Raw genomic sequence first — 13,259 nt, forward strand, 5'->3', positions numbered from 1 at the left:
CATACGTCGGAAGCACAAGACTGTTACGATGTTTTTCTGAATGAAGGAAGGAGAAGGGAGCTGTTCCCTCTCCTCCATGAACCCTTATTGAATCTCGCTGTTTGCGACTTCCTCTGCTTCCTTAAGTGCTTCAGCCAAATCACGTTGTCCTAAAAACGCACTTGTAAATTGGTTTTGGAAGTTATTATTGATAATCGGCAAGTTCGTATCATCTGCCCAGACAGTAGCATAGGACTGTCCTGCAATGAATGGTCCATAAATGGGATCATCTGCATAATCTAACTTTTCTGATACAGAAGCACGTGTCGGGAGGGTCAAACCACTAGATGTCCAAAGTTCCATTCCTTCTTTACCGGTTAAAAATTCAATTAATCTCCATGCTTCTTCCTTGTGCTCAGAGTTGCGATTCATGACGTAGGAGACAGTGTAAGCCATTGTTCCTTCGTTGCCATTAATCGTTGGCACCTCAGCCACTCCATAGTTCACATCTTCAAAGTTCTCATCTAAAAATGGCACTGTCCAGTTCCCTTCAATGACCATGGCTACTCGTTCTAATCCAAACATTTCGCCACCCCAATCAGCTCCAACTTCTGAAGGCTCTACTGCAGAACCATCGACATTTCGCATATCAACGATCGGCTGTAATGCTTCAACAACTCTTGGATCTGCAAAAGTAGCTTGGTTATCCGTTGCAATTTGCCCACCGTTTGATTGGGCGATAAACATGAGTCGAGCTAAATCGGTGACTACACCAAAGCCGTATTCGTCATCATTTGTTAATGCAATCGCCATTTCCTCAAGCTCTTCCCACGTTTCAGGTGGACCGTCAAATCCCGCTTCCTCTAGCATGTCAATGTTATAGAAAAGAGCAAGTGTTGAAGTGTCTTTAGGTAATCCATAAAGAACACCATTACGTTCAAAAGCTTCCAAGAGTGGTTGCTCAAAATCAGCCAAATCAAACTCATCGGTAATGTACTCATCAAGTGGCTCTACGGCCCCTGTTTCAATTAATCCAGGTGCTTCAAAGGCGTCAAGGAAAAAGACATCAGGTCCTTCACCACCAATGAGACGAGTACGTAACACGTCCATATACTGGTCTGGAATCGTGTTAATGTTCACCTTAATGTCAGGATTTTGCTCTTCAAACGTAGCAACCGTCTCTTCAAAATAACGTTGCTCAGTTGGAGATGACTGCCATCCTGTTAAAGTAAGTTCCACTACTTCTCCGTCTGTATTTCCTCCTTCCGTTGGTTCAGAAGAGGGTCCTTCGTCAGCAAAGTTACAACCTGTCAATACCACTCCGGCAAGCAACGAACTAATACCTAGCGTCCATAACCACTTTTTCATCAACATGTTCCCCTTTCACGTTTTGTACTTATTAGAAGAGGTCCCCCTCTACTATCCTTGTGAGATGACAGATGCGCATTGTACGTCTAATCCTGTCGTGTTTGACATCACGTCCAATTGAGTCTGTTGCCCCTTCTTCTTAAGGGTCAAGCTAATAGTTCCTTTTCCTACCTTCATGTTTTCAACAGTTAACTCCTTCATCCCATCTGGAAGAGATGGCGAGAAAAAGATCTTGCCTTTTGGCACGTTTGGTTCTAGCCCAAGAATCGTTTGAATAAAAACTAATGGCGTCCCTGCAGCCCAAGCTTGTGGAGAACAAGCTACTGGGTATTTAACTGCTCGTTCTCCTTTTTCATAACCGCAAAACAGTTCCGGCAACCGATCGTATTCAAAGGAGGAGGCAGAATCGATTAAGCCATTGATGACACGATTGGCTTGTTCATGGTGTCCGAGTCGTCCCATCCCGAGTAAGATTATACTGTTATCGTGCGGCCAGACGCTTCCATCATGATAGCTCATCGGATTGTATCCTGCCTCGCCTTCTGCCATAGTACGAATGCCATAACCAGAGAACAATTTATTCGATACGAGCTGGTCGCTTACTTGCTTCGCACGCTCTTTTGATAGCATGTTGGAGAACAGCAAATGTCCTGGATTGGAGGTTATTGTCCCAACCTGCTTCTTTTCTTGATCGAGTGCAATGGCATAAAACCCTACATCCTCCATCCAAAACGCCTGTTCAAATCGTTCGCTTAATTGCTGAGCTTCTTCTGAAAGCTTGCGAGCAAGGTCTATTCGGTTTAAACCTTCATAAAGTTCAGCTAATCCTGTCTTCGCTTGGTACACATAGCCTTGAACCTCTGCTAAGGCAATCGGTGTTTTGGCGTAGTCTCCATTTCGATGAACGATAGAATCCCCTGAATCCTTCCATCCTTGATTGGCAATCCCTTTGGCAGCCTCTTGATAGTATTCAACAAACCCGTCTCCATCTCGATCTCCGAATTTATCAATCCAGCGAAGAGCGGCCTCAATAGATGAGTCTAATTCTTCTAATAGTGTTGTATCTCCTGTCCACTTGACGTACTCCACAATGAGCATTAAATAGAGAGGCGTTGCATCAATCGTTCCATAGTAAGGACTGAATGGAACTTGCTTCGTGTTGGCGAGCTCACCAGATCGGAGTTCATGCATGATTTTTCCTGGCTCTTCATCTCGCCATGGATCCCTTTTTGTCCCTTGATAGGCAGCCATCGTACGAATCGTTCCTTTTGCAACCTCGGGCTGGAATGGAAGCATTTGAAGGGCTGCGATTAAACTATCTCGTCCAAACGGAACCGCAAACCACGGTAATCCAGCTACTGGGAACGAACCATAACCAAGATCGGTTAACAAGACTCGTAGATCGGTAATCCCTTGATCGAGTAAGCGCTGAAGCCTCGGGTGATCCGTTTTGACTTTCGTCACCCCTTCATTCCAAGCGCGGTACGATTCTTTCACTTGCTCAAGGGCTACGTCAAACGGCAGGATGGTCGGTTCCTCTCCGTTTAGAATCGGTGCAATGGTGAGGACGATTTCCTGCGACTCTTCATGGCCTAACGTGCAAGTAAAGTCTAGATACCCTTCGTCTGAAACGGTTTGCGCCGTTTGGTCCCATGAGATTAAAGTTGTTCGTTGAATCTCATCTGCTCCTTCATAGTGAAAGCGCATTTCGTTATCGGTTACACTCTGGCCTGTACGTTTTCCTACATCCCCATGCTGAAAACCACGGACGACAAACATATCTTGAAAATCGCAATCAAAGTGAAGATTGACGGTGAACGTAACCGGTTTAGGAAAATAGTTTTTTGCTCGAATCTTTTCGTACACCACGTCATTGGCGATAAAACGTTTTCTCTCAAGCTCCACCGATTCTCTCCAAAGAATCAAATCTCCGTCCTTCTCCATATGAGGATTGGTTAACAGGATAGAGGCCATGTAAGCATTTTGGGCTTCTGAATTAAGCAAAATCGGCTCTTCGCCGTTAATTCTTAAATCCAACTTGCTTAAAAAGCGCGTATCTTTTGTGTATAAACCAGCTCCGTATGAGTGATTTTCCGGAATGTTTCCTTTCTCATCTGTTAGCAAAAACACATCGTTTTCTTTAATCACTCGATAATCCATAAAGCAACTTCCTCTCTGTATGTAATATCTGTTTCCATCCGAAACGTTTTGGATTTTTTGTTAAAAGAAACCCATTGGATCGAGTTTTTAGTCAATACGGAACTTAAAAACAATTTCTACGCTTCTCTTCTCGAATCCAAAACGTTTCGGTTTTTCGGTGTAAAGAGAAGTCTACGGCGCCTTGGCCACTGACTCTCTAATAATCAACTCATTGTCTAGCATGTGAAAAGGCGGTACCTCCTTCATCCTTAACCGATCGATAAGTAGTCCAGCTGCAGCATACCCCATTTGGTATTTGTTTTGTGCAACCGTTGTCAAAGGTGGCGATGTATATTGGGCAAGTAAAATATCATCAAATCCGATGACCGATAACTGCTCCGGTAATCGAAGGTTTAGCAGCTTAGCCGCTTTCATAACCCCTAACGCCATCAAATCACTGGCACAGAAAAAAGCGGTTACATCTGAATGCTTCTGAAGAAATTGATACGCTTCTTTTTCAGCTACCTGTTCTGAAAACTCCCCATTAAGCACCCATTCTTCTTGAAGAGGGATGCCCGCTTCCTGTAACGCTTGCTCATAACCAAGCTTTCGTTTCCCACTCACATAGGCTCGCTCATGACCATTCATCATCGCAATCTTCCTGTGACCAAAGTCAATGAGAGTCTCAACCGCTTTTTTGGCCCCATCCACATTGTCTGTCGTCACATAAGAGACACTTTCTCCAGTGATCGGAATGTCCACCATAACACATGGGATGTCGCTTTCAATAACTTCCTCCAAATATGGATCTTCTTTCTTTATCCCTTGAAGAATAACACCATCTACACATCGTTCTCGACAAAGCTGTGTGTAGCTTTTAAGCTTTTGTTTCGATGTGTTTGTGTTAAACAAAATAATATCATAATCGGATTCGGACGCTCGGTCGTTAATTCCACACAACACTTCAAACGTAAAATTGTCTTTAGCCCCTTCACGACTGATTTCCGAAACGAGCAATCCAATAGTTTTGGAGCGATTCATTACAAGACTTCGGGCCATGACGTTCGGACTGTACTTTAATTCATTTGCAATGTCTTTAATTTTTTTTCTTGTTTTTTCGTTTACATCACTGTACCCGTTTAATGCACGGGAAACCGTGGTCACGGATACACCGGCTACTTTGGCAATGTCTTTAATCGTCGTCAATGCGAACCTCCAAAACGTTTCGGTTGATATTATCCATAGATTACATGAAGACGTTTTCGATTTCAAGTTTTTTTGTCCCCTTTGTAAAGGTACGTTTTGGAAGGAATGGAGCGTACCCTTCCATGACAAGTAAATCGATAAAAAAGTACGATTCGTTTTTAAAAAGAAGTAGAGAAAGCATGATTGAACCGTTTCTCTAAGCTTAGAGTGCCATTAAAATTAAGAGCACTCTTTTTAAGGAATAAGCGTGTCACGGAGAAGACTGGCCAGTTGAGGAAAATCGGTAAACATTCCGTCCACACCTTGATGAAAGGCTGCTCGCATGGCTTCCATACGAAAGTTTATACTTTCTCTTTTGAAAAAAAGACGCCCATAGCGCCTCTTCTCCCGCTGTGTTAACTTTTAAATTTAACGATATAGAGACAAATGCCCTCTGCAAAAAAGCCATGAGGGGCGCACCTAGGGGATGGACCTGCTGTCAGAACCCCCTAGGTTATGCCGACAGTTATTTTTTCAACAGCGGCTGCCGCTTTCCATACGTTAGTGAACGCCATATCCATTCGGCAGGGCCGAAGCGAAAGCGCTTGGTCCATATATTGCTAAGGATCACTTGGCTAGTGAATAGGAATAGTGCGATCATGACCCACATAAGAGGCCCCACTTGACCAAAAAGGCCGAACCCATAGCTGTAAAAGATCGTCGTACATACGAGGGATTGCAGCAAATAATTACTTAACGCGAGTCGGCCCACAGCCCTGAGCGGTGATAACATGTTTGCCCATACGTTGGATTGACACAGAAGTCCAATCGATGTGATATAAAACAAACAAAGCGCTGGCCCACCAAGCATGACGCCGATCCCATAAGCAAGCATGGACAGAAATAATTCTGACTGCGTACTACTATATAAGAAAAGTAGATTAAATGGCATCCCAATCGCAAGGCTTGTGAGCCAAACTTTTTTTAGAAACGGCTTTTGCTGTTGAAGATTGCGATACCGCTCTGTTTTCGCAACATAAACGCCAAGCAAAAACATAAATAAAATCGTTGGAATCATAAAGAGGTAACCTTGAAAGGCAAACGTATAATCGAGCGCACGCTGCTGAAAGATTTCCAGCACCGTACCTGATCCGTAAACTGCTAGCGATTGCTCCACCATCTCATTTGCGAACTGTACTTCCTCTTGCCCATGCACCATGCTCGCTTCATCCCCCAAGAGAAGCACCATCATCCCTAGAAATAATAAAAAGGTCGGAACGAGCAAAATCGCAAACGCCCAGCGAAGAATGGTCTTCCCTTTCCGATTGTAGAAAAGCAACAAAACCGGCGCAAGCAAAGCATAGATCAATAGAATATCCCCATACCAAATACCGAAAGCATGGATGATCCCGAACATAAACAAAAAGAAAATACGCCGAAGATAGAGCGAATACGGTCGTTCCGAACGCTGAATGGCTCTCTGGAAAAAGACAACGAACCCAAGCCCAAACAAAAACGAAAACATCGGAAAAAACTTACCGCTTGCAAAGAAGGTGATGAACATATATGCTGCTTGATCTAATGCACCCGTCCATGACGACGAACCTGCCATTTGTACATAGATACCTGGCGTTGCGAAGTACATCATATTCGCCAATAAAATCCCTACTAATGCAAACCCTCGTATGATATCAAGTTCGTGCACACGTTCTTTTGTTACCGGTTCAAGCTTGTAAGTATTCAACAACAGCACCTCGTTTTAGAATTTAATACCCAGTCATACACTGCTCTGCGTATGCTTACATCACTCTATGACCAAGCTCCTCTCTTTTACGGCAATTTTCGGTCTCCATGGTGAAAAGCCCCTTCATTTTTTATTTATGGTCAGCTCACGACCCTCCATTTTATGCTATTCTTTTTATTAGAATTCCTTTTTTAACAATTGGAAGGAAAACTCACACTCGCAAAGGTGGTTTATTGAATGTATTCAGCATTTGCTCTTTTACCTTTATTGCTTTGGTTAGCATTACTAGGATTTGGAATTTATTTCATGATAAATATTCTTCGCTTTATGCGCACCAAAAATGAGCATGACGCCCTCCTCATTCAAAAGGTGGATGAATTGGCAGCAAAGCTCGATCAAATTGAGCGAAAGGACTAACTATTTTCCAGCGATCCTTTAGTGCAAAGGATCGTTCGTTTATTTTTTAGCCCATCTACTTACAAAATGGTAAGGTTGGTTTAAGGTTTTTCGATGGTTCTTACTCTTTAGAAGTGTTGCAATAAAGGAAATGCTGTTAATGGAAAGGTGGAGTCGATGTGAAAAAGATCACCGTCGCCCTCATTGCCGTCGGAGCTTTTGCGATTGGAAGCAGTCTGTCTCGCAAACGCCGCCGCAGTCAAAGCAAAACATCATAACATAAGCTCGTCCCATCGTGAGACTGCTTTTATTGCACAAACGAAGGATTATCGAACCATGTGAAGAATGGTTTGTCATTCTGTGAAAGAGGGAGAAGGTCGGTGAGGTGCTTGGATGATGGAAGATAGTTACGAGCATGACCATGATTGGGCAAAGCCTGATCTGCTATTGAGCGAAAGGGAAATAGACTGTAAAACAACAAATTACAGGGGCGAGCAACCTCTCCCCCCTGTAAAAGCTTCTTAAGTTGAAGCTGTGTCCTCTTTCCACGCTTTGATTTGATCTTTTGCCACTAAGCCTTCGTCAAAATATTTGGCTGCTAACGAATAATCTTCTTTTTCTTGAAAATGGCGGGCTGCGTTAATCGCTAGCTCAAAAACATCGGACCACAATTTGCCTTCCTTCAACACGCGCAACCCATCATCGATTTCTACCTCATCTCGCTCCTTGTAAATCGAATGAATGGTCGAGAGCTTTGCTTGATAAGACGCATCTTTCATTTCATCTGCTAGAGCTTTCGCCTCCTCAAACCAGTGCATCCCTTCTTCCAGAATCCCTTGTTTGAACAAGACTCGTGCCAGCATGTATTTCGTTCCGACCATCACGCCTTGATACTGACTTTTCGGGAGATCCACGTAGAGAGCCGATTCAAAGCACTCCCGGGCCAAATCAAGCTTATCTTGTCGATCATAACAAACACCTAAATTATAGTAGCCCATCCCTTTTACGAAAAAGTCCTGCACGTCAGAAGCTAGCTCGATTGCGTTTTTGTATAACGCTTCAGCCGATGCAAATTGATAGAGATCTAATTGATTGGCAGCGACAATCATTTGTGTGGTGGCAACTCTGTTCTTGTATTGGTCGTTTTGCAAATAAAGCTCTAACGCTTTTTCCGCATGGTCCATCGATACAAAGTGTTGATCGATCTCATAATAAGCGACAGCTAGCTGATAGTTAAACTCGGCTTGCTCAATGTCATCAGGAATATCCTTCAGCAAACTTTCCGCCAACCGATAAAAATGGATTGCTTCTATGTACTGCTTTGTATGGAATTCATAAAGACCACTAAAAAAATAATAATAATACCGAAGGAGCTTGTCCGTCTCTTTCAATTCGACTTGAGCTTTAAGGCCTTTTAAGATTGCACCTGCATAGTCCCATTGATTAATTAATAGATGGTATCTTGAATCAATTAAATGGTAATACAGAAACACCTTTCGATCTTGATCCATCCCATCGATGGCTTGCATTACTTCGTGCTTTATTGTTGTCGCTTCTGCAAGCTGGAGACGTTTTATCGCCTGATACCAAGCTTCGAGCTGATTGATCACTTCGCTGCTCGCAACATTTCCCACCACCGACACACCAACCTTTCTTGATCGTTAGAAAAGCGCTGGCTAGAAAACGAACGACTGGACCGAAGCAACGGAGATAAAGGAATCACGGTGAGCTTGCGAACCGGTGATGACTTATTGTAGAGCGCCCCCTATAAGCCGCCGCGTTTTTAGCGCTTTTGTGCTAGACATCTCTAGTTATACTTTCTTTACTTATTATAAAAATTTAGCTTCTCACCAAATGGCGGAAGCGATCGTTTTTCTTGTACACTTTCGTTCTTATACAAAGGTCACTTTCTTAAAGTGGAACAAAAAGATAGAGTATCCTATTTTTATTTTAATGGTAAGAATCTTTGTCATCAATCTTCAAAATTAGCTCAAATTGTAAGAATCGATCGGTTTGCTAGAGAAATCGCCCTTTTGCCGTGCTCATTCGCAATCATCGATTAAAATAGTTATAAACCCTATTATCGAAAAAGAGGGCAAAAATACCTATAACCGTCATGACAAATGACATTTGATTGACGAAAGAATTGCATTTACAATAAAATAAAGAAAGCGCTTCCATATCAGAAGCCCCTCACGTCTATGCTCTTTTTTATTTTTGTTTGTGCAAACGATTGCACAAAAAATGATTGAAAAAAGGAGGAAGATGAATGCGAAAAAACAAAGCAAGCAAAGTGTCAGTTCTATTTATGATCGTCCTATTGGTCCTTAGTCTGTTTACACCGATCATGCCAATGCATGAGGCGAATGCAGATACCGAAGCGGACACCTTACGCATCCACTACCAGCGCAGCGATCAACAGTTTGAAAACTTAGGCCTATGGCTGTGGGGGGATGTCCGTTATCCGTCGGAAAATTGGCCATCTGGAGGGACCCCTTTCGAGCCAGAGAAGATGACCGATTACGGCGCTTATGTTGACATTGAACTAAAAGAAAACGCAGAAAACATCGGATTTCTTGTCTTAAATAACGCAACAGGGGATAAAGACGGGAACGACAAACACGTCCAGCTCCTCTCGCCCGAAATGAAGGAAATCTGGATAAAAGAAGGCTCCGATGACGTGTTTCTCTATGAGCCAGTCGATCTTCCTGACCATACCGTAAGAATTCATTATGAGCGCTCAGACCAGAGCTATCATCATTGGGGCTTATGGACATGGAAGGACGTAGCATCCCCCTCTGAACATTGGCCGTCTGGGGCAAACCCTTTTTCAGATGAGCAAACGAGTCGGTACGGTGCTTATCTCGATGTCGAATTGGCTGACGATGCGAACGAGATCGGATTTCTCGTGGTCAATCGAGAAAACGGGGATAAAGACGGAGATGATAAAACATTCGCTGATTTAGCCAACCATCCACAATTATTTATTCGCCAAGGGGACGATACAGTGTATACGAACCCTTATTATCAAACCATTGAAGGTCTCGTGTCAGGAGAACTGATCTCCCTTACAGAAATGGAATTGCGCTTTACGTCTACCATCTGGCTTTCAGAGGACGATTTAGCCGAGCAGATTCACCTAACGGATACAAACGGGGCCTCTGTCGCTTTTGATCACGTGACGATTCACGACGAAAAAACGGTGATTCTTCATGGATCGTTCGACGCTGAGCTTGCTCCATACCATGTAACGTTTGCTGACAAAACCATCGCTGCCCGTGCTGGCTGGAGGCTAATCGATTCGTTGTACGGGTATGACGGGGAGTTAGGAGCCGTTCTCCACGAAGACGGTTCGAGCACGTTGACATTTTGGTCGCCCCTTGCAGACCATGTATCCGTCGTTTTATACGATAAGGACGATCAGTATCGCATAATCAAGGACGACATTGACATGACGAAGGGCGATCAAGGGGTCTGGCAAGTCACCCTTCATTCAGAAAATACGGGGTTGGACAACCTGGCAGGCTACTATTATCACTATAAGATTGAAAGGGATGGAGACACGAAGCTCGGCCTCGATCCGTATGCGAAATCCATGGCCGCATGGAACAATGAAGGCAGTTACTCAATTGGGAAAGCAGCCATTGTTGACCCTTCTTCCATTGGCCCAGAACTAGATTTTGCAGAGATTGAAGGCTTTGAAAAACGAGAAGACGCGATTATTTACGAAGTACATGTGCGCGACTTTACGTCCGATCCGGGAATTGAAGAGGAATTAACCGCCCAGTTCGGGACCTTTGCTTCGTTCGTCGACAAATTGGATTATATTGAAGACCTAGGCGTGACCCACATTCAGCTCCTTCCGGTCATGAGCTACTATTGGGGCGATGAGCTCGCTAACCATGAGAGAGAGCTAGCGTATTCCTCGTCGGGAAACAACTACAACTGGGGGTATGATCCGCATAGTTACTTTTCGCTTTCCGGCATGTACTCTGAGAATCCGGAAGATCCGGAATTAAGGATTAAAGAATTTAAGCACCTCATTGATGAAATTCATCGCCGGGGCATGGGCGTGATTCTAGATGTCGTCTATAACCATACAGCAGCTGTTGAAATTTTTGAGGATCTCATGCCAAACTACTATCACTTCATGGATGCAGATGGCACACCGAGAACAAGCTTTGGTGGCGGAAGACTCGGTACAACCCATAAGATGTCACGGCGAATTCTCGTCGATTCGATCACCTACTGGGTGGAAGAATATAAGGTGGATGGCTTCCGGTTTGACATGATGGGAGATCACGATGCCGAAACGATCCAGATCGCTTACGACCGGGCAAAGGAACTAAATCCGAATATTGTCATGATCGGGGAAGGCTGGCGAACCTACGTCGGGGATGAGCACGGTGGTGACATCATGCCAGCCGACCAAGATTGGATGCAGCATACGGAAAGTGTCGGGGTGTTCTCTGACGAATTTCGCAATGAGTTAAAGTCTGGCTTCGGTAGCGAAGGACAGCCGAGATTCATCACAGGTGGAGCGCGAAATATCGAGCAAATTTTCGATAATCTAACGGCTCAGCCGCATAACTTCACAGCCACGAACCCAGGAGATGTGGTGCCTTATATCGAAGCCCACGACAATCTGACGCTCCATGATGTGATCGCCCAGTCTATCAGAAAAGATCCGGAGTACCATCAAGAAGAAATCCATAAGCGGATCCGGCTTGGAAATACAATGGTGTTAACCGCCCAAGGCACGGCCTTCCTCCATGCAGGCCAAGAGTTTGGTCGGACCAAACAATTTCGAGCCGACACCGGGGGGCAAGCTCCTTACAAGTCAACGTATATGACGGATGAAAACGGGAAGCCATTTGTTTACCCTTATTTTATCCATGATTCCTATGACTCCTCAGATGCGATCAATAAATTCGATTGGGAAAAAGCGACAAACAAGGAGAAATACCCGATTCACCATTTAACAAGGACGTACACCGCCGGCTTAATTGAGCTTCGCCGTTCGACAAATGCCTTCACCCATGGAACATTAGCGGATGTGCAGGCAAATGTCCGCTTGCTCGACATTCCTGAAATCAGTGAAACAGATTTAGTGATTGGCTATCGAGCCACATCCACTGACAGCACGGGTACCTACTATGTATTTGTGAACGCAGATACGAAGGAACGCACGCTTTCGTTAACGGATGATCTGACGGACGGAGTCGTGATTGTGGATAGCGATGAAGCTGGGATTGTAGCAGTATCAGATCCAAGCGGGTTTGATCTGACACCGAACGAGATCACGATCGACCCTTTAACCGCCGTCATCATCCGAGTAGGAGGAGATTTTCAAGAAAACCCTCATGATGGACACCCTGGGAAAGGTGGCGGAAAGGCAAAAGGGCGCCCTGACCACGCAGGACAACCGGGGCCACCGCCACATGCAGGCGAAAAAGGCAAACCTGATCATGCTAGTAAAAAAAATAAATAGGAGTAGCTGACCGCTGGAGGTTCCGGCGGTTTTTTTTGTTTAGTCTAAAATGACGAATCTACCGCCATCCCATAGGATCGTGCAGTCAGTTTGAAACGCGAAATCCTAACTTGCCCCATTAGTTAAAGAAAAAGGAAGCGATGATAACACCGATTACGATCACAAAAATAAGAATCCCTGTTCCTTTCCATCCTAAACTCCCTACTAAATCCGTAAGACCCCCACTGCTGGCTCGATTAAAAGCATCATTCATACCTCCAGTTGGATTTCTTCTTATTTCCTCTTGTTTTAATCTTTCTCTTCGTCGCTCTGTAGTTTCTTTTTCTTCCCTCACTTGAACACCTTCTCTTCTCTTCTACTCTTCTGCTTGCTATTTCTTTTCATTCGTTAGTTCAAATGACTCCTCAAAATCGTCCCATGTTACAACGACTTGTATGATCTCGTCTTCTTTTACTTTTGCACCTGTGCTACCACCACTCAGCGTAAATGTAAGATCATTCGGCGGGGCATCGAATTCCCTAACACCACCACCGCTTCCAACACTAGTAACGTACGAAAATTCAAGCTTTTTTATTGACTCAATCTCGTCCAAGGACCCTTTGTACGTTAGTCTCATTTCATCGCTGTCTTCATTCGAATAAGTAGTCTGTCCGTCTTCTTTCTCCCTTGTTTCAGTCCCCTCATAGACATATTCAGCCTGCCAATACGTCCCTTCTCCTGTAAACGTGTATTCATAGTTGGTCACTTCTTCGTTAGAACACCCAATCAGGAGCACCATAACTACCATTAACACCACTATTTTTTTCATGTTATCCCCCCTGGCCATTGAATCGTATTGTCAAAACTTTATATAAAAATAGGTTATTAAATCCTATGTTAGAGGGCTTTATAAGCAAAAAAATTGCCACCCCCTGATTTCTGTAGATAATTGAGGTTACCATACACCCAATTCCAGAA

9 protein-coding genes are annotated in these 13,259 nt (G+C 44.1%); 2 read left to right on the plus strand and 7 right to left on the minus strand.

What is annotated here, in order from left to right; translation table 11 throughout:
* Positions 1-84: 84 nt before the first annotated feature.
* The 4 genes from E2L07_RS03925 to E2L07_RS03940 form a co-directional block, all read right to left on the minus strand.
* Positions 85-1,347, minus strand: coding sequence for an ABC transporter substrate-binding protein (locus E2L07_RS03925; RefSeq protein WP_208401975.1), 1,263 nt, complete (start codon positions 1,345-1,347; stop codon positions 85-87).
* Positions 1,348-1,398: 51 nt separating this feature from the next.
* Positions 1,399-3,507 (minus strand): amylo-alpha-1,6-glucosidase, encoded by a 2,109-nt coding sequence (locus E2L07_RS03930; protein WP_134228906.1) that lies wholly within the window; start codon positions 3,505-3,507, stop codon positions 1,399-1,401.
* Positions 3,508-3,678: 171 nt separating this feature from the next.
* Positions 3,679-4,692 (minus strand): LacI family DNA-binding transcriptional regulator, encoded by a 1,014-nt coding sequence (locus tag E2L07_RS03935; RefSeq protein WP_010899818.1) that lies wholly within the window; start codon positions 4,690-4,692, stop codon positions 3,679-3,681.
* Between the two features lie 505 nt (positions 4,693-5,197).
* Positions 5,198-6,415, minus strand: coding sequence for a DUF418 domain-containing protein (locus E2L07_RS03940; RefSeq protein WP_134228907.1), 1,218 nt, complete (start codon positions 6,413-6,415; stop codon positions 5,198-5,200).
* Between the two features lie 237 nt (positions 6,416-6,652).
* Here E2L07_RS03940 and E2L07_RS03945 point away from each other — a divergent pair, with 237 nt between their 5' ends.
* A complete protein-coding gene (locus tag E2L07_RS03945) occupies positions 6,653-6,832 on the plus strand; it encodes a hypothetical protein (protein ID WP_010899820.1) in 180 nt (59 codons plus the stop codon).
* A 500-nt stretch (positions 6,833-7,332) separates the two neighbouring features.
* Here the strand turns inward: E2L07_RS03945 and E2L07_RS03950 are convergent, their stop codons facing one another.
* The gene (locus E2L07_RS03950; protein WP_134228908.1) at positions 7,333-8,445 is read right to left on the minus strand and encodes a response regulator aspartate phosphatase; all 1,113 of its coding nucleotides are present in this window, start codon (positions 8,443-8,445) and stop codon (positions 7,333-7,335) included.
* A 635-nt stretch (positions 8,446-9,080) separates the two neighbouring features.
* Between E2L07_RS03950 and E2L07_RS03955 the strand changes: the two genes are divergently transcribed.
* Positions 9,081-12,302 carry a pullulanase gene (locus tag E2L07_RS03955; protein WP_134228909.1) on the plus strand — a complete coding sequence of 1,074 codons (3,222 nt, stop codon included), beginning with the start codon at positions 9,081-9,083 and terminating at the stop codon, positions 12,300-12,302.
* A gap of 118 nt (positions 12,303-12,420) precedes the next feature.
* Here E2L07_RS03955 and E2L07_RS03960 read toward each other — a convergent pair whose 3' ends face one another.
* On the minus strand, positions 12,421-12,636 hold the full coding sequence (locus E2L07_RS03960; protein WP_134228910.1) for a DUF6366 family protein: 216 nt from the start codon (positions 12,634-12,636) through the stop codon (positions 12,421-12,423).
* Between the two features lie 36 nt (positions 12,637-12,672).
* Complete coding sequence (locus tag E2L07_RS03965; protein WP_134228911.1) at positions 12,673-13,110, minus strand: hypothetical protein; 438 nt, start codon at positions 13,108-13,110, stop codon at positions 12,673-12,675.
* Positions 13,111-13,259 lie beyond the last annotated feature (149 nt).

Source organism: Halalkalibacterium halodurans (assembly GCF_004376175.1).
In the GTDB taxonomy this organism is placed as follows: domain Bacteria; phylum Bacillota; class Bacilli; order Bacillales; family Bacillaceae_D; genus Halalkalibacterium; species Halalkalibacterium halodurans.

What these genes read in the sequence shown, in the direction of transcription:
- E2L07_RS03955 (WP_134228909.1), top strand. Translation starts at nt 9,081, where the DNA reads ATGCGAAAAAACAAAGCAAGCAAAGTGTCAGTTCTATTTATGATCGTC.
- E2L07_RS03925 (WP_208401975.1), bottom strand. Translation starts at nt 1,347, where the DNA reads ATGAAAAAGTGGTTATGGACGCTAGGTATTAGTTCGTTGCTTGCCGGA.
- E2L07_RS03945 (WP_010899820.1), top strand. Translation starts at nt 6,653, where the DNA reads ATGTATTCAGCATTTGCTCTTTTACCTTTATTGCTTTGGTTAGCATTA.
- E2L07_RS03965 (WP_134228911.1), bottom strand. Translation starts at nt 13,110, where the DNA reads ATGAAAAAAATAGTGGTGTTAATGGTAGTTATGGTGCTCCTGATTGGG.
- E2L07_RS03930 (WP_134228906.1), bottom strand. Translation starts at nt 3,507, where the DNA reads ATGGATTATCGAGTGATTAAAGAAAACGATGTGTTTTTGCTAACAGAT.